Annotated in this window: 21 protein-coding genes; 10 read left to right on the forward strand and 11 right to left on the reverse strand. The window is 70.2% G+C overall.

The window, feature by feature from the left end:
* The first annotated feature begins 54 nt into the window (after positions 1-54).
* Together ACZ6ZQ_RS25025 and ACZ6ZQ_RS25030 are read left to right on the forward strand one after the other, a co-directional pair.
* Positions 55-276, forward strand: a complete 222-nt coding sequence (locus ACZ6ZQ_RS25025; protein ID WP_469770736.1) for a hypothetical protein — start codon at positions 55-57, stop codon at positions 274-276.
* 43 nt (positions 277-319) lie between these two features.
* Complete coding sequence (locus ACZ6ZQ_RS25030) at positions 320-961, forward strand: PadR family transcriptional regulator (RefSeq protein WP_469770737.1); 642 nt, start codon at positions 320-322, stop codon at positions 959-961.
* Positions 962-1,043: 82 nt separating this feature from the next.
* Here the strand turns inward: ACZ6ZQ_RS25030 and ACZ6ZQ_RS25035 are convergent, their stop codons facing one another.
* The 3 genes from ACZ6ZQ_RS25035 to ACZ6ZQ_RS25045 all read right to left on the reverse strand — a co-directional run bounded on the left by ACZ6ZQ_RS25035 (position 1,044) and on the right by ACZ6ZQ_RS25045 (position 4,247).
* Positions 1,044-2,462: a glutamate decarboxylase gene (locus tag ACZ6ZQ_RS25035; RefSeq protein WP_469770738.1), complete on the reverse strand. Its 1,419-nt coding sequence runs from the start codon at positions 2,460-2,462 to the stop codon at positions 1,044-1,046.
* 13 nt (positions 2,463-2,475) lie between these two features.
* Complete coding sequence (locus ACZ6ZQ_RS25040) at positions 2,476-3,747, reverse strand: ion channel protein (RefSeq protein ID WP_469770739.1); 1,272 nt, start codon at positions 3,745-3,747, stop codon at positions 2,476-2,478.
* Positions 3,748-3,881: 134 nt separating this feature from the next.
* Positions 3,882-4,247 (reverse strand): YbjQ family protein, encoded by a 366-nt coding sequence (locus tag ACZ6ZQ_RS25045; protein WP_469770740.1) that lies wholly within the window; start codon positions 4,245-4,247, stop codon positions 3,882-3,884.
* Positions 4,248-4,379: 132 nt separating this feature from the next.
* On the opposite strand from ACZ6ZQ_RS25045, the gene ACZ6ZQ_RS25050 reads away from it, so the two are divergent.
* Positions 4,380-5,069 carry a DedA family protein gene (locus tag ACZ6ZQ_RS25050; protein WP_469770741.1) on the forward strand — a complete coding sequence of 230 codons (690 nt, stop codon included), beginning with the start codon at positions 4,380-4,382 and terminating at the stop codon, positions 5,067-5,069.
* Between the two features lie 253 nt (positions 5,070-5,322).
* Here the strand turns inward: ACZ6ZQ_RS25050 and ACZ6ZQ_RS25055 are convergent, their stop codons facing one another.
* Entirely contained in the window at positions 5,323-6,972 is a 1,650-nt protein-coding gene (locus ACZ6ZQ_RS25055) for a threonine/serine exporter family protein (protein WP_469770742.1), read from the reverse strand.
* A gap of 116 nt (positions 6,973-7,088) precedes the next feature.
* Complete coding sequence (locus ACZ6ZQ_RS25060; RefSeq protein ID WP_019888410.1) at positions 7,089-7,583, reverse strand: inorganic diphosphatase; 495 nt, start codon at positions 7,581-7,583, stop codon at positions 7,089-7,091.
* A gap of 105 nt (positions 7,584-7,688) precedes the next feature.
* Between ACZ6ZQ_RS25060 and dacB the strand changes: the two genes are divergently transcribed.
* The 7 genes from dacB to ACZ6ZQ_RS25095 all read left to right on the forward strand — a co-directional run bounded on the left by dacB (position 7,689) and on the right by ACZ6ZQ_RS25095 (position 16,308).
* Positions 7,689-9,086, forward strand: a complete 1,398-nt coding sequence (gene dacB, locus ACZ6ZQ_RS25065) for a D-alanyl-D-alanine carboxypeptidase/D-alanyl-D-alanine endopeptidase (RefSeq protein WP_469770743.1) — start codon at positions 7,689-7,691, stop codon at positions 9,084-9,086.
* A gap of 268 nt (positions 9,087-9,354) precedes the next feature.
* Positions 9,355-10,482, forward strand: coding sequence for a zinc-dependent metalloprotease (locus ACZ6ZQ_RS25070; RefSeq protein ID WP_469770744.1), 1,128 nt, complete (start codon positions 9,355-9,357; stop codon positions 10,480-10,482).
* 190 nt (positions 10,483-10,672) lie between these two features.
* Positions 10,673-11,716, forward strand: a complete 1,044-nt coding sequence (tilS, locus tag ACZ6ZQ_RS25075) for a tRNA lysidine(34) synthetase TilS (RefSeq protein WP_469770745.1) — start codon at positions 10,673-10,675, stop codon at positions 11,714-11,716.
* A 63-nt stretch (positions 11,717-11,779) separates the two neighbouring features.
* Positions 11,780-12,319, forward strand: a complete 540-nt coding sequence (gene hpt, locus ACZ6ZQ_RS25080) for a hypoxanthine phosphoribosyltransferase (RefSeq protein ID WP_093660903.1) — start codon at positions 11,780-11,782, stop codon at positions 12,317-12,319.
* 186 nt (positions 12,320-12,505) lie between these two features.
* Complete coding sequence (gene ftsH, locus ACZ6ZQ_RS25085) at positions 12,506-14,530, forward strand: ATP-dependent zinc metalloprotease FtsH (RefSeq protein WP_469770746.1); 2,025 nt, start codon at positions 12,506-12,508, stop codon at positions 14,528-14,530.
* A gap of 117 nt (positions 14,531-14,647) precedes the next feature.
* Positions 14,648-15,253 (forward strand): GTP cyclohydrolase I FolE, encoded by a 606-nt coding sequence (gene folE / locus ACZ6ZQ_RS25090; RefSeq protein ID WP_469770747.1) that lies wholly within the window; start codon positions 14,648-14,650, stop codon positions 15,251-15,253.
* Between the two features lie 587 nt (positions 15,254-15,840).
* On the forward strand, positions 15,841-16,308 hold the full coding sequence (locus ACZ6ZQ_RS25095) for a hypothetical protein (RefSeq protein ID WP_469770748.1): 468 nt from the start codon (positions 15,841-15,843) through the stop codon (positions 16,306-16,308).
* Positions 16,309-16,324: 16 nt separating this feature from the next.
* Here the strand turns inward: ACZ6ZQ_RS25095 and ACZ6ZQ_RS25100 are convergent, their stop codons facing one another.
* From ACZ6ZQ_RS25100 to ACZ6ZQ_RS25125, 6 genes are all read right to left on the reverse strand, one after another.
* The gene (locus tag ACZ6ZQ_RS25100; protein ID WP_469770749.1) at positions 16,325-16,816 is read right to left on the reverse strand and encodes a DUF3180 domain-containing protein; all 492 of its coding nucleotides are present in this window, start codon (positions 16,814-16,816) and stop codon (positions 16,325-16,327) included.
* 71 nt (positions 16,817-16,887) lie between these two features.
* Positions 16,888-17,475: a 2-amino-4-hydroxy-6-hydroxymethyldihydropteridine diphosphokinase gene (folK, locus tag ACZ6ZQ_RS25105; RefSeq protein WP_469770750.1), complete on the reverse strand. Its 588-nt coding sequence runs from the start codon at positions 17,473-17,475 to the stop codon at positions 16,888-16,890.
* Positions 17,472-17,831, reverse strand: a complete 360-nt coding sequence (gene folB, locus ACZ6ZQ_RS25110; RefSeq protein WP_453661061.1) for a dihydroneopterin aldolase — start codon at positions 17,829-17,831, stop codon at positions 17,472-17,474. Before folB ends, folK begins: the two co-directional genes overlap by 4 nt.
* Positions 17,832-18,023: 192 nt before the next feature.
* Positions 18,024-18,485 carry a nuclear transport factor 2 family protein gene (locus ACZ6ZQ_RS25115; RefSeq protein WP_469770751.1) on the reverse strand — a complete coding sequence of 154 codons (462 nt, stop codon included), beginning with the start codon at positions 18,483-18,485 and terminating at the stop codon, positions 18,024-18,026.
* Between the two features lie 259 nt (positions 18,486-18,744).
* On the reverse strand, positions 18,745-19,605 hold the full coding sequence (gene folP, locus ACZ6ZQ_RS25120) for a dihydropteroate synthase (protein WP_469770752.1): 861 nt from the start codon (positions 19,603-19,605) through the stop codon (positions 18,745-18,747).
* Between the two features lie 50 nt (positions 19,606-19,655).
* Complete coding sequence (locus ACZ6ZQ_RS25125; protein ID WP_469770753.1) at positions 19,656-21,497, reverse strand: phosphatidylglycerol lysyltransferase domain-containing protein; 1,842 nt, start codon at positions 21,495-21,497, stop codon at positions 19,656-19,658.
* Between the last annotated feature and the right edge of the window lie 69 nt (positions 21,498-21,566).

The raw sequence follows: 21,566 nt of genomic DNA on the forward strand, positions 1-21,566 counted from the left end.
CTCGCCGTACCCCTCCCTCATGCGTGCGCCCTGGCCCTGCCCCACGCTTGAAGCATGAGCGAAGAAGGAGCAGTGGCCCCGGTGGTCGTCCTCCGTGTCATCCCGGGTGATCCGCCGTTCCGTATGGTGGAGATCCACGGGGTCGCGGCGGGGACGGCGCGCGACATGCTGGACGTGATCAGGCTGGCGCACGACGCGGGACTGGAGCACGTCGATCTGGACGATCCCGCGTACGTGAGATGGGTCGGCGGTGGCAAGTACAAGTGGGTTCCCTAGCGCGCGTACCCTAGTCAAAGTTGAATAGAAGGGGTGCGCGCACATGTCAGCGATCCGGCTTCTGGTCCTCGGGGCCGTGCGACAGCACGGGCGGGCGCACGGCTATCAGGTCCGCAACGACCTGGAGTACTGGGGCGCGCACGAATGGTCGAACGCCAAGCCCGGCTCGATCTATCACGCGCTCAAGCAGATGGCGAAGCAGGGACTGCTGCACGCCCATGAGATCGCGCCGTCCACGGTCGGCGGCCCACCGCGCACCGAGTACGAGATCACCGAGAGCGGTACCAAGGAGTTCTTCGCGCTCCTGCGCGAGGCGCTGACCTCGTACGACCAGAAGATGGACGTGCTCTCGGCGGGGGTCGGCTTCATCGTTGACCTGGAGCGGCACGAGGCCGTGGAACTGCTCCAGGAGCGGGTGCGCGGGATCGAGGAGTGGCGCGCGGCGGTCACCGAGTACTACACCCCCGAGGGCGGGCCCGGGCAGCTCGGCCACATCGGCGAGATCATGAACATGTGGGTCCACTCGGCGGACGCGGGGGCGGCATGGACGCGCGGTCTGATCGAGCGGATCGAGGGTGGGGCGTACACCTTCGCGGGCGAGGGTGAGCCGTTTGTGGGGGTGCTCGCGGAGGGGCAGGTGAACCCCTATGCGACGGGCGTCCCGCACGAGGGCGATCAGGAGTAATCAAGTTCGACCAGCGGGCTGGACAGGATTGCGTTTGCCGCCGCTGACTTCTCCGGGGCCGGGGGCCCCGGCCCCGCCCCGCTCAGTGGTGGAAGCTCGTCGCCGCCGACTTGTCCCTGCTGAGGGGAGCGCTCTGGGCGCGAAGGTCGGGGAGGATCCGGGTCAGGTCCTCCATCAGCAGCGCCGACAGGTCCGCCGAGAAGCCGTTGCGGCACACGAAGCGCAGCACCGACAGGTCCTCGCGGTTCGGCGGGAAGGTGTAGGCGGGCACCAGCCACCCGCTCTCCCGGAGCCGGCGCGAGACGTCGAAGACGTCGAAGTTCTTGATGTCCGGGGCCGTGGTGACGGCGAAGACCGGCAACTCGTCGCCACGGGTGAGCAGTTGGAATTCCTCGATCGTCCCGATGTGATCCGCGAGGCGTTGAGCGACGTCCCGGGCCGTCTGCTGCACGGCCCGGTACCCCTCGCGGCCGAGCCGCAGGAACGTGTAGTACTGCGCCACGACCTGGGCTCCCGGCCGCGAGAAGTTGAGCGCGAACGTCGGCATGTCGCCGCCCAGGTAGTTGACCCGGAAGACCAGTTCCTCGGGAAGGTCCTCCGGCGAGCGCCACAGCGCCCATCCCACACCCGGGTAGACCAGCCCGTATTTGTGCCCGGAGGTGTTGATCGACGAGACCCGCGGCAGCCGGAAGTCCCAGACCAGGTCCTCGTCCACGAAGGGCGCCACCATCGCCCCCGACGCCCCGTCCACATGGACCGGGATGTCCAGTCCCGTGCGTTCCTGCAGTGCGTCCAGTGCCGCGCAGACCTCCCCGACGGGCTCGTACGACCCGTCGAAGGTGGAGCCCAGGATCGCGACCACGCCGATCGTGTTCTCGTCGCACAGATCGGCCGCCGCCTGCGGGTCGATGTGGAAGCGGTCGCCCTCCATCGGCACCAGCCGCGGCTCCACCTCCCAGAAGTTGCAGAACTTCTCCCAGCAGACCTGCACATTGACGCCCATGACGAGATTCGGCCGGGCGCCGGGATACCGGTCCGCGTTGCGCTTCGTCCACCGGCGCTTCAGCGCCATCCCGGCGAGCATGCACGCCTCGCTCGATCCGGTCGTCGAGCAGCCGACCGTCGTCTCCGGGGCCGGCGCGTGCCAGAGGTCGGCGAGCATCGCCACACACCGCCGCTCCAGTTCGGCCGTCCGTGGGTACTCGTCCTTGTCGATCATGTTCTTGTCGCGGCACTCTGCCATCAGCACCCCGGCCTCCGGCTCCATCCACGTCGTCACGAACGTCGCCAGATTCAGGCGCGAGTTGCCGTCCAGCATCAGCTCGTCATGGACCAGCTGGTATGCCGTCGCGGGCGCCATCGGCCCTTCCGGAAGCTGATGCTTGGGCGGCGCCGAGGTCATCGACCCGGTCGGATCGGCCTCCCCGTAGAACGGGTTGAGCGAGAGTCTGCGCCGCTCCGGGCTTTCCTCGCGGTCTGTTCCGCCCTTGTGCAGTGCCATGTCCGGTCGCCTTTCAACGCAGGGATGTTCCGTCGTCGTGGAGTTGCATCTGCGGCCGTCCGGTCACCAGCAGCCAGGCGGGCAGCACGGCGACGCACAGCAGCGGGAAAACGTGCGAGTCGGCGGCGAGGACCGCCGCGGTGAACAGGCTCAGCCAGCCCTGCCGGGTGACCGCCAAAAGGACGCCGAGCACCGCGCAGACCACGCCGAGCGTCGGATGCACCTCTGGTACGAGCGCGCTGACGCCCAGCCCGAGCGCGACCCCGACGAACACCGAGGGAAAGATCCGTCCGCCCCGGAACCCGCACGCCGCCGCGACCGTGAGCGCGGCCAGCTTGACCACCGCCATCAGCGCGAACTGCCGGGACGACCAGCCCGTGGGATCCGAGGCCAGCACCTTCATCTCGTCCAGGCCCTTGAAGAGCGTCAGACTCCCGCCCAGCGACCCGAGCAGCCCGAGCACCAGTCCGCCCGCGCCGATCATCAGTACGGGATGCCGGAGTTTCCGGAACACGGCATGGACGCGCGGGAACGCGCACACGGCCGCCATACCGACCAGGGCGCCCAGCGAGGAGACCGCCATCGCCGCCGGCACGTCGCCCCAGCGCGACCCCTGCAGCTCGGGCAGCGCGAGATCGAACGTCGGGTGCGCGATCAGTACGGTGGTCAGCGAGCCGGCCCCGCCCGCGATGAGCGGGGCGAACAGCTTGTCCCAGAGCGCGCCGGGCGCCGGGCGCGACGCCATGCTCTCGGTGATGATGAGCGCGGCCGCCACGGGCGTACCGAAGAGAGCCCCGATCGTGCCCGCGGCGCCGAGGCCCGCCCAAAGCTCAGCGCTCGATCCCCGCATCGCCTTGCGGCCGAGCCAGGCGGCGAGCGCGATGTTCGCGGCGGTGATGGGGTTCTCGGGCCCGAGGCTGACGCCGCCGGCCAGCCCCAGCGCTGCGGCGAGCAGCAGGCTCGGCAACACCGCGGGCGGCAGCGGCGGGTCGACGAGCCCCATCGTGGCCGGATCGGGCCCGGCGTGCCCGGGCACCTTCCACACCACGAGCCCCACGGCCAGGCCTGTCGCCGTCAGCACGGCGATCACCCAGAGCGCCGAATAGGGGCCGATGCCGAGTGCGTCGGGCAGAACCTCCCACAGGACGTCCTTGAGCTGGTCCGAGACCTCGGTCACGCCCAGCAGGATCAGGCTCGAGGCGACTCCGACGACGACTGCGGGGAGGATCAGCGGCAGCAGATCGCGCGCCGGGGTGGCCGGCGGGGCGTGCTCGGTCGTCGTCACGGGCCTCACGATAACGGCACAAATCGCCCGTAAAGCGCGTAATCAAAGGGCTTGCGCCCTGCGTGGCGTGAGGACCGGAGCCGTTGTGCGCACCCCGGCCCGACCGCGGACCGCCGCTGGTCCCGGTGGCGCCGTCACGCCCTGGCGATCACCACGGCCGTGCCGTAGGCGCACACCTCCGTGCCCACGTCCGCCGCCTCCGTCACATCGAAACGGAACATGAGCACGGCGTTCGCGCCCCGCGAGCGTGCTTGTTCGACAAGGCGTTCCATGGCCTGGTTACGGGTCTGCACGAGGGTCTTCGTCAGGCCCTTGAGCTCACCGCCGATCATCGACTTCAGGCCCGCGCCGATCTGGCTGCCCAAGTGCCGTGAACGCACCGTCAGCCCGAAGACCTCGCCGATCACCTGCTCCACCCGGAAGCCCGGGACGTCGTTCGTTGTGACGACCAGCACATCGGCCTGGGGGCCCTGCCCGCCGCCGTAGTCCTCAATACTCATGGCCACAGCTTTGTGGCCGTCCGTTCACCTCGCATCCGGAGAGGGCCGGTGGAACCCGCCACCACCTGGATGCGTTGATAGTTTTGGGCACTCGCCACGTCGATCGACCAATCACACAGGAGCCCGGACCTCGTGAACACCCTTGCGCTCGGACCGAGCTGGCTGGACCCGGACTATCTGATCACCACCTTCGGCCTGATCGGCGTACTCGTCATCGTGTTCGCCGAGTCCGGTCTGCTGATCGGGTTCTTCCTGCCGGGCGACTCGCTGCTGTTCACCACGGGTCTGCTGGTGACCGCGGACAAGATCGACGTACCGCTGTGGATCGTCTGCGCCCTCGTCGTGCTCGCCGCGATCATCGGCGACCAGGTCGGCTATCTCTTCGGCCGCAAGGTCGGGCCCGCACTCTTCAAGCGCCCGGACTCCAAGCTCTTCAAGCAGGAGAACGTGGAGAAGGCGCACGAGTTCTTCGAGAAGTACGGCCCGAAGTCGCTGGTCCTCGCCCGCTTCGTGCCGATCGTCCGTACGTTCACGCCGATCATCGCCGGTGTGAGCCGGATGAACTACCGCTCGTTCCTCACCTTCAACATCATCGGCGGTGTGCTCTGGGGCGCCGGAGTCACGCTCCTCGGCGCCGCGCTCGGCAACGTCGAGTTCGTCCACAAGAACATCGAGGCGATCCTCATCGCCATCGTGCTCATCTCGGTCGTCCCGATCGCGATCGAGTTCCTGCGCGCCCGCTCCAAGGGCAGGAAGGAAGCCGCGGCCGACCCGTCGGCCGAGCCCCAGGGAGCCCAGCGCGGCCGTCACGCCAAGCGCTGAGGGGCCCGCCCTTCTCTTCGGGCCCGGTTCGTTTCCGGGCCTGCAGGCTGAAGCCGCCAGGTCCTGTCCCGGTCCCGGCCACGGCACTAGTTGTGCCCCTCCCTGCAAGCTTTGCCCTGTCGCGTCGTCCTGCACGCACCCTCGCCGCGTTGGCCAAAAGCCCTGGTAGCTCCGCTACAAGGACTTCCGGCCGCCTTGCGATGGCACGCACCGGACGACGCTCCTCGACGGGCAAACATTGCCGGTCGCGGCACTAGAAGCCGCGTGTGCGCTTGGCCGCGCGGCGACGGCCCGCGGCGGCCGGGCTGCGCAGGAACATCCGGGCGATCTCACCGCCCAGGTTCACCCCGATCGCGATGGCCAGTGCCAGCGCCGCCGCCCTGGCCAGCGAGGCGAAGCCCTGGTCCATGTTGTTCTGCGCGATGTGCAGGACCCCGAAGTACGTGGCGCTACCGGGCAGCAGCGGGCCGATCGCCGCCGTCACGTACGGCAGTGACGAGGTGTGCTGGTAGCGCGCCAGGAGCTGCCCGAACAGACCCACCAGACCCGCCGCCACGGCCGTCGCCAGCACCGAAGACCCGCCCGCCGTCACCGCGATCGCCGCGTAGACGACCCATGCGACACCGCCGTTGAACGCCGCGATCAGCACGGTGGAACGGTCCTGCTGCAGTAGTACGGCGAACGTCAGGCACAGCACCATCGACGCCAGGATCTGCACCACGGGCCGCTCGACGACGCTGAGCGCCCCCTCGGGAGTGAGGTTCGCCTCGAACTGCACGCCCACGTACAGCACCGTGAGCACCCCGACGACGATCGCCACGAAGAAGTAGGCGACCTCCAACAGCCGGGCCGAGGCCGTGATGTAGAAGCCCGTCAGCCCGTCCTGGACGGCCGCCACCAGCGCCCGCCCCGGGATCAGCGCGAACAGCCCACCCGTGATCACCGCGGACGGCCTCAGGTCCGCGTGGAGCGCACTGAGCGCCACCCCTATCGCGGCGGGCGGCATCGCCGCCACCACGAACTGGTAGAACTCCGGCAGCCCGCGCCCCGCGCAGAGCCACGCCAGCCGGTCGCCCAGCATCGCGCCGACCGCCGCTGCCAGGAACACCAGCGCCCCGCCGCCCACCAGCACGGACGCCGCGCCGGCCAGGATGCCCGCGGCGAGCGTGAGCACCCAGCCGGGGTACGGGTGCCGGTTACGGCGGATCTCGGCGAGCCGCCGGTACGCCTCGTCCAGCTTGACCTCGTGGTCCTCGGCGCTGATGTCGGCGACAAGCTGGTAGACGGCCGTCAGCCGGGTGTAGTCGGTGCCCCGGCGGCGTACCGTCCGGTTCGCCGTCACCGGGTCGTCGACGAGCGACGGCTGGTACGTGATCGACAGCAGCGTGAACGTGACCGTGGGCTCGCAGTGGTCGAGCCCGTACGAGCTCGTGATCGCGAGCATCGCCGCCTCGACGTCCTCGGCACCCTCGCCGCCCGCCAGCAGCAGCTCGCCGATGCGCAGCGTCAGGTCGAGCACCCGGGGTACGGCGGGCCCGGCCTCGTCGTGCCGCTGCACCGGCTCCGGCACCGGCCGCTCGCTCACCGGGATCCGCAGCATCGTGCGCATCCGGTCCTGCCACGGCGCGTCCTTCGACAGCTGGATCACGGGCATGCCGTGGGCCGGGGTGTAAACGGGCGGCGACTCCCGGGCGCGGTACGTGGACGGCGGCGCGAACGCGGAACCCTCGGGCTCGGCGAGGGGCTCCGTCGACAGGCCGTCGGGGACGGCGAACTCCGAGGACGGATGGTCCTCCTCGGGCGGCCCGGGCTGTTCCACGCCCTCCGGCGGGACGAAGGCGCTGCGCGCCTCGTCCGACTGCGGCTTCCGGTCCTCCACAGGACCTTCCGGCTCCGCCACCACCGCGCTCTCTCCCGACTCTCACCGACGCACCCGTGTGCGGCCAGTATGCGACGGGCGGTGCACCCCGTGTGGGGTGCACCGCCCGTCAGGCCGACCGTCAGGTCAAAGGGGCCGCGTCAGTGCGCGCCGCCCTGCGCCTCAAGACGCTTGTAGGAGGCCTCGATCTCGGCCTCGGCCTCGGCCCGGCCGACCCAGTTGGCGCCCTCGACCGACTTGCCGGGCTCCAGGTCCTTGTAGACCTCGAAGAAGTGCTGGATCTCCAGGCGGTCGAACTCCGACACGTGGTGGATGTCCCGCAGGTGCTCCACGCGCGGGTCGGAAGCCGGGACGCACAGCAGCTTGTCGTCGCCGCCCGCCTCGTCCGTCATCCGGAACATGCCGATGGCGCGGCACTTGATCAGGCAACCGGGGAAGGTGGGCTCGTCCAGGATGACCAGGGCGTCCAGCGGGTCGCCGTCCTCGCCCAGGGTGTTCTCGACGAAGCCGTAGTCGGCGGGGTAGCTGGTCGAGGTGAAGAGGCGTCGGTCCAGACGGATCCGGCCGGTCTCGTGGTCCACCTCGTACTTGTTCCGCGACCCCTTCGGGATCTCGATGGTGACGTCGAACTCCACGGGTGGCACTCCTCCATGATCAACACGTATGTCGGTGACGCGGCTATGCGCAGTGATTAAGTGTCCCCTACGCAGGTGTGTGATCGCGAAAGGGGCTGGTCAAGGGTGCCCGACAGAGGAACATGGCAGCTCACGGCAGGTGCGGCCGTGGTCGGCCTGGCCGTCGCGGCCGCAGTGGTGACCGCGGCCGGCCCCTGGGACAACGGTCAGCGTAAGGCCGAGCGGGAGCGGGCCGCTGCGCTCAGCCGTACAGGTGGCGCACATCACCAGCCGGCGGGGCGGGCACGGACCGCGGCCGAGGCCCCCGGGCCCGCGCCCGCGCCGAGCGCCCCCGGCGTCCTCTCCGCGGCGTCGGCCCCCGCGATCCCGCCCGCGTCCGTTGCCGAGGCCCTCGCCCCGCTGATGGACGACCCGGGGCTCGGTCCCGTCCGCACCGCCTCGGTCGTCGACGTCGCCACGGGCAAGCAGCTGTACGGGCGAGGCGCGAGCACTCCCATGACGCCGGCCTCGACCGTCAAGATCGCCACGGCGGCCGCGGCGCTCTCCGCCACCGGTCCCGGCCACCGCATCCCCACCACGGTCGTCGCCGCGCCGGACTTCCGTGGAATCACGCTGGTCGGCGGCGGCGACCCGACCCTCGACATGCCCCGGCTGCGCGCTCTGGCCGACGGCACCGCGCGTGCCCTGCGCGACCGGGGCGTGAGCACGATTCGACTGGCGTACGACACCTCGCTGTACACGGGGCCCGCTGTGCACCCCATAGGCCGCAACAACGACAACATCGCCCCCGTCAGCCCCCTGATGCTCAATGAGGGACGGCTCGACGACTCGACGAGCGGCACCGCGGACCGCAGCCAGGCCCCGGCGCTCGATGCCGCCGTCGCGTTCGTCGGGCTGCTCAGCGAGCGCGGCGTCAACACGGAGACGGGCCCCGCCTCGGCCAAGGCCCCCGCCAAGGCCGTCCCCCTGGCCAGGACATACTCCGCGCCGGTGTCCGCACTCGTCGAACGGATGCTGACCAACAGCGACAACGACATCGCCGAGGCCCTGGCCCGGCAGACCGCGATCGCCGCGGGCCGCCCGGCGAGCTTCGCCGGGGCGGAGGCCGCCGTCGCCGAACGGCTCAAGCGGCTCGAACTCCCCGTGGTCGGCGCCCGTTTCGCCGACGGCAGCGGGCTCAACCGTGCGGACAAGGTCTCCGCGGCCTTCCTCACCACCCTCCTCGCCCGCTCCGCCGACCCCGCCCGCCCGCAGCTCCGCCCGGTCCTCACAGGTCTCCCGGTCGCCGGCTTCACCGGCACCCTCAGCGGGCGCTCCGCGGCGGGTTCCGCCGGCCTCGTACGGGCCAAGACCGGCACCCTCTCCGGCGTGGACACCCTCGCCGGAACGGTCGTCTCCGCCGACGGCCGACTGCTCGCCTTCGCCTTCCTGGCCGGCGACACCCCGTCCGCGGAAGCAGCCCGCCCGGCCCTGGACCGCCTCGCGGCCGCCCTCGTCCCCTGACGGGCCTCGGGACCGACGCCTCAGCGTGCCCCGAGACCCCGAGACCCCGAGACCCCGAGACCCCGAGACCCCGGAGACCCCGAGACCCCGAGACCGCGAGAGCCCAAGACCCCAAGACACCGCGACCGCGAGACCCCGAGGCCCCGAGACGCCGGGGCCCCGGAGGCCCGGATCCGGGAGGCCCCCGGATACCGCGCACCCCGGCCGGAGGCTCGTGGCGCGGGTCAACACCTCACCGGGTGCCGGGTCGACAACGTACGGTTGACGCATGACGAGCATCGGTGGTGCCGAGATGGTCGACTGGAACCTCGCGGTCGCAACCGCGATCCGCCTCGTACGGCCGGGGCCGGACGTCAGCCGCGACGAGGCACGTGCCGTCGTCGCCGAGCTGCGCCGGCACGCCAAGGCCTCCGAGGAGCACGTCCGGGACTTCACCCGGATGATCCCCGACGGGCACGAGCCGGAGGACACGCCGGTCCTCGTCGTCGACCGGGCAGGCTGGGTCAAGGCGAACGTGGCGGGCTTCCGCGAGCTGCTCAAGCCCCTCCTGGACAAGATGCTGGAGCGTCGCTCCGGCAGCCCCGGCGGAGCCGTGCTCGGTGCCGTCGGCGGCAAGGTGACCGGCGTCGAGCTGGGCATGCTGCTGTCGTTCCTGGCGTCCCGCGTCCTCGGCCAGTACGAGACCTTCGCCCCGCCCACCCGTGAGCTTCCGGGCGCGCCGGGCAGCGGCGGCAGGCTCCTTCTGGTCGCCCCCAACATCGTCCACGTCGAGCGCGAGATGGACGTCGCCCCGCACGACTTCAGGCTCTGGGTCTGCCTCCACGAGGAGACGCACCGCACCCAGTTCACCGCCGTGCCCTGGCTGCGCGACCATCTGGAGGGCGAGATCCAGTCATTCCTCGCCGAGACCGACGTCGACCCCATGACCGTCCTCGAGCGGCTGCGCGAGGCCGCCCAGACCCTCGCCGGCGGCCGTCCCGAGGGTGAGCAGGACGAGGGCCGCTCGCTCGTCGAGCTGGTGCAGACTCCTGAGCAGCGCGAGATCCTCGGCCGGCTGACCGCCGTGATGTCCCTGCTCGAAGGTCACGCGGACTACGTGATGGACGGCGTGGGCCCTCAGGTCGTGCCGTCCGTCGGCGAGATCCGCGAGAAGTTCCAGCAGCGTCGCGCCCGCGGCGCCTCCCGCCTCGACCTGGCGCTGCGCAGGCTGCTCGGCCTCGATGCCAAGCTGCGCCAGTACCGGGACGGCGAGCAGTTCGTACGGGCCGTCGTCGAGGAGGTCGGTATGGACGGCTTCAACCGGGTCTGGACATCGCCGAACACCCTTCCCACCAAGGCGGAGATCGCCAAACCGGCGGACTGGGTCGCGAGGGTGCACCGTAGGGCAGAGCCGTGAGCGTCGTTGCGGCCGACGGCAGAGGGACGCCCCCCTAATCACCCATCCGAGGGACCGTAGGCGATGGGTAGGCGTGCAATGCTCGGGGAACGGCCCGGTTCTGTCACCATCGACGCACTCTGAGTGACCGAATCCCCCGTCCCGACTCCGATCGAGGCTCCCCCCAAACTTTTCACGAAGGGCACCGGACATGGGTCCCCATCCTGCGGTCGCGGCGATACGCCTGGCGGTCCGCCGCGTACTCCACGACGTACTCAACGAACTGAACGAACTCCCCCGCACCGCCGCCGGCGGACGGTCCGGGTCCGGGCAGAGCCCGGACCGGCAGCCCCTCGTGCTGGTCGCCTGTTCCGGCGGGGCCGACTCCATGGCCCTCGCCTCCGCCCTCGCCTTCGAGGCCCCCAAGCTGTCCGTACGCGCAGGCGCCGTGACCGTCGACCACGGCCTGCAGGCCGGTTCCGATCTCCGCGCCGCCGAAGTCGCAGCCCGCCTCACCGCCATGCGCCTCGACCCCGTCGAGGCCATCGCCGTGACCGTCGGCCGCGAAGGCGGACCCGAAGCCGCGGCCCGCGACGCCCGCTACGCCGCCCTCGACGAAGCCGCCGAGCGCCATGGTGCAGCCGCCGTCCTGCTCGGCCACACCCGCGACGACCAGGCCGAGACCGTCCTCCTCGGCCTCGCCCGCGGCTCCGGCATCCGCTCGCTCTCCGGCATGGCCGCCGTCTCCGGAGCCGGCCGCTACCGCCGCCCCTTCCTCAAGCTCGACCGGCAGACCGCCCGCAAGGCCTGCCTGGTGCAGCATCTGCCTGTCTGGGACGACCCGATGAACGCCGACCCGGCGTACACCCGCTCACGACTGCGCCACGAGGGCCTGCCCGCCCTGGAGAAGGCGCTCGGCAAGGGTGTCGTCGAGGCTCTGGCCCGGACCGCCCAGCTCTCCCGCGACGACGCCGACGCCCTGGACGCCTGGGCCGCACAGGCGGACGAGACCGTCCGGGACGACACCGGTCTGCTCGAATGCGCGAAGCTCTACGCACTGCCTCCCGCGGTCCGTCGTCGGGTGCTCCGCCGGGCCCTGGTCGCAGCCGGTTCACCTGCGGGTTCACTCTTCGCCCGGCATGTCGAGGAGGTCGAGCGGCTGATCATCGGCTGGCGCGGCCAGAAGCCCCTGAACCTGCCCGGCCGGGTCGAAGCGCGCCGCCAGGGTGGCAGACTGGTCATTCGGCAAGGCTGAGCCGGCAGCGGGCCGAGCGCCGGGACGCCGAGACAGAAAGCGACGCGGGTGAACGAGAAGGACATGGGCGCCGATCTCAAATCGGTCCTCATCACCAAGGAAGAGATCGACGCGAAGCTGGCCGAGCTGGCCGCGAAGATCGATGCGGAGTACGCGGGCAAGGACCTGCTCATCGTCGGAGTCCTCAAGGGCGCCGTGATGGTGATGGCGGACCTGGCGCGTGCGCTGTCCACCCCCGTCACGATGGACTGGATGGCGGTGTCCTCGTACGGCGCCGGCACCCAGTCCTCCGGAGTGGTCCGCATCCTCAAGGACCTGGACACCGACATCAAGGGCAAGCACGTCCTGATCGTCGAGGACATCATCGACTCCGGTCTGACCCTGTCCTGGCTGCTGTCGAACCTGGGCTCCCGCGAGCCGGCCTCCCTGGAGGTCTGCACGCTGCTGAGGAAGCCGGACGCAGCGAAGGTCGCGATCGACGTGAAGTGGATCGGATTCGACATCCCGAACGAGTTCGTCGTCGGATACGGCCTCGACTACGCCGAGAAGTACCGGAACCTCCCGTTCGTGGGCACCCTCGCTCCGCACGTCTACGGCGGCTGACGACGGCGGCAGAAGCACGGGAACCCGTACCGCCTTCCCGCCGTTGGAGCATGGGAAGGCGGTCACGGGTGACAATGCTGGGGTACCGTCCGAAGAACAGTCTTTTCAGTTAAGTCTCACAGCAGCAGTCTCACTAGCAGCATTTACCTACGGGCAGGAGGGACGGAGCGACACCGCTCCGTATGGATGGACGTGAAGCGATACTTCCGTGGGCCGGTCATGTGGATCGTGCTGGCCGTCCTCGCCGTGGTCGTGCTGATGCAGGTCGTCGGCTCGTCGGGCGGCTACAAGACGGTGGACACCGCCGAGGTTGTCCAGGCGATCTCCAAGAACCAGGTCGAGCAGGCCAAGCTGACGACCGGCGATGAGCAGGTCATCAAGATCGAGCTGAAGGACGGCCAGAAGGTCGACGGCAGCGACAAGGTCCAGGCGAGCTACATCGGCGACCAGGGCGTCGAGCTGGCCAACACCCTGCAGAAGAAGTACGAGGCCGGTGAGATCGACAAGGGCTACACGGTCTCGCCCGAGCGGCAGTCCCCGTTCCTCTCGGTGCTGCTCTCGCTGCTGCCCTTCGTGCTCATCGTCGTCGTCTTCCTGTTCCTGATGAACCAGATGCAGGGCGGCGGCTCCCGGGTCATGAACTTCGGGAAGTCCAAGGCCAAGCTCATCACCAAGGACACCCCGAAGACGACGTTCGCCGACGTGGCCGGGTCCGACGAGGCCGTCGAGGAGCTCCACGAGATCAAGGAGTTCCTGCAGGAGCCGGCGAAGTTCCAGGCAGTCGGCGCCAAGATCCCGAAGGGTGTGCTGCTGTACGGCCCGCCCGGTACGGGCAAGACGCTGCTCGCGCGCGCCGTCGCGGGCGAGGCGGGCGTCCCGTTCTACTCGATCTCCGGCTCCGACTTCGTCGAGATGTTCGTCGGTGTCGGTGCCTCCCGAGTCCGTGACCTCTTCGAGCAGGCCAAGGCGAACGCTCCGGCGATCGTCTTCGTCGACGAGATCGACGCCGTCGGCCGGCACCGCGGTGCGGGCCTCGGCGGTGGCCACGACGAGCGCGAGCAGACGCTGAACCAGCTGCTCGTCGAGATGGACGGCTTCGACGTGAAGGGCGGCGTCATCCTGATCGCCGCGACGAACCGGCCGGACATCCTCGACCCGGCGCTGCTGCGCCCGGGCCGCTTCGACCGGCAGATCGCCGTCGACCGGCCGGACATGCAGGGCCGCCTCGAGATCCTCAAGGTCCACCAGAAGGGCAAGCCGGTCGCCCCGGACGTCGACCTCTCGGCCGTCGCCCGCCGCACCCCCGGCTTCACCGGTGCCGATCTCTCCAACGTGCTGAACGAGGCCGCTCTGCTGACGGCCCGCAGCGACAAGAAGCTGATCGACAACCACTTCCTGGACGAGGCGATCGACCGCGTCGTGGCGGGCCCGCAGAAGCGGACCCGGATCATGTCCGACAAGGAGAAGAAGATCACCGCGTACCACGAGGGCGGACACGCCCTGGTCGCGGCGGCCTCCCCGAACTCCGACCCGGTCCACAAGATCACGATCCTGTCCCGCGGCCGGGCCCTCGGCTACACGATGGTGCTCCCGGACGAGGACAAGTACTCGACCACGCGCAACGAGATGCTCGACCAGCTGGCGTACATGCTGGGCGGCCGCGCGGCCGAGGAGCTCGTCTTCCACGACCCGACCACGGGCGCAGCGAACGACATCGAGAAGGCCACGGCCACGGCCCGCGCGATGGTCACGCAGTACGGCATGACCGAGCGGCTCGGTGCGATCAAGTTCGGCGGCGACAACACGGAGCCGTTCCTCGGCCGCGAGATGGCGCATCAGCGCGACTACTCGGAAGAGGTCGCGGCGCTGGTCGACGAAGAGGTCAAGAAGCTCATCGAGACCGCGCACAACGAGGCCTGGGAGATCCTCGTCGAGAACCGTGACGTGCTCGACAACCTGGTCCTCGCGCTGCTGGAGAAGGAGACGCTCGGCAAGGAGGAGATCGCCGAGATCTTCGCCCCGATCGTGAAGCGCCCGGCCCGCCCGGCGTGGACCGGCTCCGCGCGCCGCACCCCGTCCACCCGTCCGCCGGTGCTCTCCCCGAAGGAGCTCGCTCTGACGAACGGCGCGGCGAACGGCGGAGGCCCGACGGTGACCGATGTCACCAAGTCGGCCGCCGAGGCGATCCAGGACGAGCGTCCGGAGGCCTGACCAGGTAGTTTTCGTGCCTACGGGCCCGAGTACCGGAATGAACGCCGCACCTCCCAGGTTCTAGCCTGGGAGGTGCGGCGTTTTCGCGCCATGGCAGAGCACAGGAACGAGGCACAGATGACCGACCCGGTGACGCTGGACGGTGAGGGCACGATCGGCGAGTTCGACGAGAAGCGCGCCGAGGACGCCGTTCGGGAGCTTCTCATTGCGGTTGGCGAGGACCCAGACCGTGAGGGGCTGCGGGAGACGCCGGGGCGGGTGGCCCGGGCGTACAGGGAGCTCTTGGCGGGGCTGACGCAGCAGCCCGAGGACGTCCTGACCACGACGTTCGACCTGGGGCACGACGAGATGGTCCTGGTGAAGGACATCGAAATCGTAAGTTTGTGCGAACATCATCTCCTGCCGTTCCATGGTGTTGCGCACGTCGGCTACATCCCGGCCACCACAGGTAAGATCACGGGGCTCTCCAAACTGGCGCGGCTCGTCGACGTCTTCGCCCGCCGCCCGCAGGTGCAGGAAAGGCTCACCACGCAGATCGCCGACTCGCTCATGCGGATCCTTGAGGCGCGGGGTGCGATCGTCGTGATCGAGGCCGAGCACATGTGCATGTCGGTGCGCGGCATCCGTAAGCCCGGCGCCAAGACCACGACCTCGGCGGTCCGCGGTCAGCTGCGGGATGCCTCGACGCGCGCTGAGGCGATGAGCCTGATACTGGCGCGATAGCCGGATTGCCAGTGGTGCCCGATACGGTCCCCGATCAGTGGAGTTGATCGCTGATCAAGGGGGATCGCGATGGGGCATGGGCTTCCCAGCCGCCAGACCGTCAACGTCGTCGGCGGTCGTCAACGTGCACGGGACATCCGTGTGGGTGACAGGTTATGGACGCTGGACGGGGAGGGCACGGCTCGGACGGCTGTCACCGGGGTGACAGCCGTCAAAGTGCGTGAGGTGGTCGAGGTTGTGACGGACCACGCCACGTTCATTGCCGCGCCAGGGCAGCTGTTGGGTACGCCCGACGGCTGGGTGCACGCCAGGGACGCTGCCGGGACCGTTGTCGCGTGGACCCATGCGCGGAAGCTGCACCGTGAGCGGCTGACCATCCAACCGGGCTACGAGTTCGGGTACTTCATCGGTGCGACCTGCGCAGACGGCACCGTCGGCAAGAACTACGTTTCTCTCGTCGTGAACGACGAAGAGTTCGCATCGCGGTACGCGGCGTGCCTGATGGCCGCGACCGGGCTGCCCGCCTGGAGCCGGTCACACGACCATCCGGGTGTCTGCAGCGTGATGCCCCAGGGTTCCGGGTCAGAGTGGTCTCGTCGTATCTCGCCGACGCCATGCGGCAGTACACGGGCGGCGATGCGCATCACATGCGGCAGAGCTTTCCACGGGTCGCGCTCCGGGACCGCGAGGTCTTCGACGGGTTCCTGGACGGCTATGCGGACGGTGACGGGTTCCGAGCCAGGCGCTGGAAGGCACGCGTGATCGTCAGCGCCAACGTTCCTTTCCTCGCGGAGTTGGCCGGGATCATCGGAGCGCGGTTCACGCCGAACAACAACGGACGGGCATCGGCCTTGATGGTTTCGGACGCCTGGCCGGAGCGCGGGACGTTTCAGGCGGAGGACCACCCACTGGTGCCGCGGGAATCGCAGTGGGTCCAGGTCCTGGAGGTCCGCAAGCGTGCCATTCCGGTCAAGCCGTTCACCCTCTACAGCTACCGGCTGGACCCGTACCCGACTTTCCTCGTGAACGGGCACCTGGTCCGTGAGCCGTGGTGAGCCCGGATCGGGGCTCTTATGCCGCCGGGACGTGGCCCGGGCCGTTGTCCTCGTCCTCGTCCTCTGGGAGTTTGCAGACCCGCTCCAGGAAGAACGCCGCCGCGATCACCGCGATGCCCGCCAGGACCGAGAACGCGGCGTAGATCGCCTGGTCCCGGCGAGCCGGGATGTCCAGGGAGCCGAGCAGGAAGACACCCGTCCCGCCGTACATACCGCTGACGATCGCCGCGACGAGGGCGCTGGCCTGGCCGAAGACCACCGCGCGCGCCGCCATCAGGGGCTCGACGCCCTTCGCGCCGGGACGGCGCTCGCGCTGGGCGCGAAGGCGGGCGCGCAGCGAGATCGCGGTCGCCGTGAGGACCGCAGCGATCGCCGCCAGGACGATCGGCGCGGCCAGCGGCACGCTCGGCAGGGTGCCGATCGAGTCCCACAGGCGGGCGCCGCCCCAGGACAGCACTCCGGCCACGGCGAAGAGTCCGGCCAGTACCCCGAGCCGTAGTTGCTTCACCGCGTGTCCTTCGTCTTGGGAGTCTTGGCGTGTGGGCAGGTCGTACCGTGCCGACCCCAAGAGCCTAACGACTACTCGGGCAGGCGGAGTTCCAGGTCGGCGCGCGCCGCGACACCCTCCCGGCCCACACTCGCGAGCAGCTCGGCGACCGGCCCGCGGCCCGGCACCTGGGCCTCGGGCTCCACGTCGTGCCACGGGGCGAGGACGAAGGCCCGCTCATGGGCCCGCGGGTGCGGCAGGGTCAGGACCGGGTCGTCGGAGACGACATCCGCGTACGCCACGATGTCCACGTCGATCGTGCGCGGCCCCCAACGCTCGTCGCGCACCCGGTCGAAGGCCTCCTCGATGGCCTGGCCGCGCTCCAGCAGGGAGCTGGGGGGCAGGGTGGTCTTCACCACCACCACCGCGTTGAAGTACGCCGGCTGGGAGCCGGGCTCGACGCCCCACGGCTCCGTCTCGTACACGGGGGAGACCGCCTTGACCCGCACGCCGGGCGTGTCCTCCAGCGCGTCGATGGTGCCCTGGAGCGTCTCCAGCCGGTTGCCCAGGTTGGCGCCGAGCGCGATCACGGCCCGTTTCGGATTGGACAGGGTGACGTCCGCCGCGTCGACCTGCTCGACCACGGCGGCGGGTACGGGCTGCACGGTGGGATCGCTCATACTCGGCTCCGGGTGATCGTGATGGTCACATCGTCGAACGGGACGGTGATCGGGGCGTCCGGCTTGTGCACGACCACCTCGACCTCCTGGACGCCCGCGTGCTTGAGGCACTGCTGGGCGATGCGCTCCGCGAGCGTCTCGATCAGATCCACCGGCTCGCCCTGGACGACATCGACGACCTCCTCCGCCACCACGCCGTAGTGAACGGTCTTCGCCAGGTCGTCGTCCGCCGCCGCGGGGCGGGTGTCGAGGCCGAGCACCAGGTCCACGATGAAGGTCTGGCCCTCCTCGCGCTCCCGGGGGAAGACGCCATGGTGCCCGCGGGCCTTGAGGCCGCGCAGCGCGACACGATCCACGCGAATCACTCCTGCTGTCGTAGGTCCTGCGCGCACGCAGCCGCGTGCGGGCGGCAGCAGTGCACTGATTCGAATCTACCTGCGAGCACCGACAACGCCCGCCCACGGGGGCTATGGACATAACCGTTGGCGACTGGTAGCCGCGCCTACCCCGCACGTGGGAAATCGAACCCCACAAGCCCGTTTACCCACTCAGGAGGGGGATTCGTCGTTCTCCTCGTCCTCGGATTCGGCAAGTACGGGTGACCCGTGGTGTGACCAGATTCTCCACCCGTGCGGTGTGCGGCGGAACACATTCGTGGCCACGACCAGCTGCCCGACGAGCGGCCCGAGCTCACCCTCCTGCTCCGCCGGCCCGCCGCTGAGGATGTTCTCGGTGCAGGTGACGACGGCTGTGTCCCCGGCCACACTGACCCGGACATCGGTCAGGAAGAACTGGATGTACTCGGTGTTCGCCATGATCAGGGCGTACGAACGGAGCACCTCGCCGCGCCCGGACAGCACCGGCCACCCGGGGTGCACGCACGAGATGTCGTCGCCGCCCGCGCCGTCCAGCCAGAGCGCGGAGATCTCCTCGAAGTCACCGCGCTCCATCGCCTCGTAGAAGGCGGTGTTGGCCTCCTCGACCTTTTCGACGTCGGTACGAGGTGTCACAGTGCCGTTCCGATCGTCCCCAGATCCGGCGTCTGGATGGGAGTACCCCCGCCGGAGACAGGCGGCGGACCGCCTGCCCTCAGGCACACAAGTGCGGCGTTGACGGCTGTCTGCGGCCCGGTGGCCTCGCCTGCGTCGCCCTGTGCTTTTCCGTTCTCCCCCAGAGCTGACGCCTGGGAGGGACCCCCATCTCCGCCGGCTCGGCGCAGAGGTGCGGGTTTGGCGGCTGTCTGCGGCCCGGCGGCCTCGCCTGCGTCGCTCACTGTGCTCCCTCTACCGCCCGGGCCACCCGTACCGCGTCCGCCGTGGCCCGTACCTCGTGGACGCGGACCGCCCACGCGCCCTCGTGGGCGGCGATCGCGGAGACCGCGGCGGTGGCCGCGTCGCGCTCCCGGGCGGGCGGCGGGGTCGCGGCGCCGCCGGCCAGCACATGGCCGAGGAACCGCTTGCGGGAAGCCGCGACCAGCAGCGGGCGGCCGAGCTCGCGCAGCGCGGCGAGGTGGGCGACCAGCGCGAGGTCGTGCTCTGCCTGCTTGGCGAAGCCCAGGCCGGGGTCGACGACGATCCGTTCGGGCGCGATACCGCCCGCGACCACCGCGTCCATCCGTTCCCGCAGCTCCGCGACGACCTCGGCGACGACGTCCGCGTACACCGCCCTGCTGTTCATGTCCTCGCTGAAGCCGCGCCAGTGCATGACGACGAAGGGCACCTCGGCGGCGGCGACGGCCGGGACCATCTCCGGGTCGGCGAGGCCGCCGGAGACGTCGTTGACCAGCACCGCGCCGGCCGCGACCGCCCGCGCGGCGACCGAGGCGCGCATGGTGTCGACGGAGACGGTGACGCCCTCGGCCGCCAGACCCCGTACGACGGGGATGACGCGCCGCAGCTCCTCGTCCTCGTCCACCCGGGTGGCGCCCGGCCGGGTGGACTCACCGCCCACGTCCACGAGGTCGGCGCCCTCGGTGACCAGGTCGAGACCGTGCTTGACGGCAGCCGTGGTGTCGAACCAGCGGCCTCCGTCGGAGAAGGAGTCGGGCGTCACATTGACGACTCCCATGACCGCACAGCGGTCCCACTCCGGCAGGCCCACGGCCGTGCCCCGTCCGCGCAACGTACTCATACGACCAGCCTAGGCCTGTATGCCGGTCTCCTATGCCGCCGCCGCTGCGGCTATGCCGCGCGGGCCTCGTGTTCGCCGTCGGTGGCCGGGCGGATGTGGGCGCAGGGGCGGGGCGCGGGGGCCGGCCGGCGGCGGCGGAACGGGCGCGGCAGGGCGAAGGTCACGAAGCCCTCCGCCTGCATCGCGGCGAAGCCGATGCGCGGCAGGTCGCGCGTGTTGCGGAAGACCACGAAGCGCGGCTCCCAGCGCGGCCGGAACTTGGCGTTGAACTTGTACAGCGACTCGATCTGGAACCAGCGGGAGAGGAACACCAGCAGTCCGCGCCAGGTGCGCAGCACAGGGCCGGCGCCCAGCTTCTCGCCGCGGGCGAGCGCCGAGCGGAACATCGCGAAGTTCAGCGAGACCCGCTCGATGCCGAGCTTGGGGGAGGCCTGCAGCGCGGCGACGATCAGTAGCTCGTTCATGCCGGGGTCGGCGGAGCGGTCGCGGCGCATCAGGTCCAGGGACATGCCGTCCGTACCCCAGGGGACGAAGTGGAGGACGGCCTTCAGGTCGCCGTACGGGCCCGGCTCGCCCTCGTCCTGCTTGTGAGCGGTGGCGATCACGCTGTCGCCGTCGGAGGGGTCGCCGATCCGGCCGAGGGCCATGGAGAAGCCGCGCTCGGTCTCGGTGCCGCGCCAGTCGTCCGCGGCCTGGCGTATCCGCTCCAGCTCTCCTTCGGAGAGGTCACGGACGCGGCGTACGCGGGTCTCGTAACCGTTGCGCTCGATGCGCTTCACCATCTGGCGCACATTCCGCATGGCGCGCCCGGTCAGCGAGAAATCCGCGACGTCCACCACCGCTTCGTCGCCGAGCTCCAGGGCGTCCAGGCCGGTCTCGCGGGTCCACACCTCGCCGCCGGTCTCGGAACAGCCCATGACGGCAGGGGTCCAGGAGTGGGCCTTGGCCTCGTCCATGAAGCGCTCGATGGCGCCGGGCCAGGCCTCGACGTCGCCGATCGGGTCGCCGCTGGCGAGCATCACACCGGAGACGACGCGGTAGGTGACGGCGGCCTTGCCGCTGGGGGAGAAGACGACGCCCTTGTCGCGGCGGAGCGCGAAGTGGCCGAGGGAGTCGCGGCCGCCGTGCTTGGCGAGCAGTTCGCGCAGCCTCGCCTCGTCGTCCTCGGTGAGCCGGGCGGCCGGGTGCTCGGGGCGGAAGGCCAGGTAGATGGTGGTGATGGCGGTGAGCAGGCCGAGCGCGCCGAGTGAGTAGCCGACGGTCCAGTCGACGCCGGACTCGTAGTCGACCGGTCCTTCGAAGCCGAAGAGGCCGTACAGGACGTGCTCGAGGCGGTCGGTGAGGCTGGGGTTGCCGATCACCTTGCGCGGATGGGCGCTGACGATGACCAGACCGAGGCCCAGCGAACCCGCGCCCATCAGGACGAAGTTGGCGAGGGCCCGCCAGCGGCTGCTCGGGTCGGGAAGCGCCGCGAACTGGCTGCGGTGGCGCAGCAGAAGCGCGAGCAGCACCAGCGACAGCAGGACGCCGATGACCGAGTGCCGGTAGACGAACTGGGCGGCGGCGCCGGCCGGCAGCAGGACGATCGCGGCGCGCCAGGCACGCCGCTTGTGCCGCTTGAGGCCGTGCGCGAGAAGCAGCAGCAGGACGCCGGCGCTGAGCGAGAGCGCGGCGGCGAAGGGGCCGAGGGCGCCCGGGAGCACCTCGGCGAAGGCGTGCATCCGGCTGTGCCGGAAGCGCGGGAAGACACCGGCGGCGACGTCGATCAGGCCGATGAAGGTGCAGGCCGTGCCGACGAGCGCAGGTACGGATTCGGCGCGCGGGCCGCTGAGGATCCGGCGTACGGCAACCGGAACCAAGCCCGACTTATCCCCATCTATCGTGACAGACATCGCTTCCCGTGACTCCGAGAGAGATCGTGAGTCCTCGGCCGCAGAACAGTCGGCCCGGACAATTTGCGC

This window comes from Streptomyces sp. NPDC053673 (assembly GCF_055585225.1).